The sequence below is a fragment of the Vibrio sp. 10N.222.48.A3 genome (genome assembly GCF_041475345.1).
In the GTDB taxonomy this organism is placed as follows: Bacteria; Pseudomonadota; Gammaproteobacteria; order Enterobacterales; family Vibrionaceae; genus Vibrio; species Vibrio tasmaniensis_A.
Genome location: NZ_JBFRVX010001726.1, coordinates 1 through 256 on the forward strand (window position 1 = coordinate 1; position 256 = coordinate 256).

Consider the following 256-nt stretch of genomic DNA (forward strand, 5'->3'; position numbering starts at 1 on the left):
GGCTCAATGGAGAAGAAGAAACGCGAAGGGTATTTTTAAACTGTTATGACGACTCCATACCAACGTAAAAATAATGACTCGGTGAGTGACGATGTCGTGTGGCATAACTCAACAGTGACCCATCAAGATCGTGTGGCTCAAAAAGGGCAAAATCCAGTCATACTTTGGTTCACAGGTTTAAGTGGTTCTGGTAAATCCACCGTCGCAAATGCCGTTGAAAGTAAACTGCTGCAAATGGGCAAGCACAGTTATCTGC

General features: G+C 44.1%; 1 protein-coding gene. It reads left to right on the forward strand.

Annotated features, from left to right (window positions below):
* Window positions 1-45 precede the first annotated feature (45 nt).
* Window positions 46-256, forward strand: a 211-nt coding sequence (locus AB4653_RS28640; protein WP_372106028.1) for an adenylyl-sulfate kinase, incomplete at its 3' end; no start/stop codon positions are given.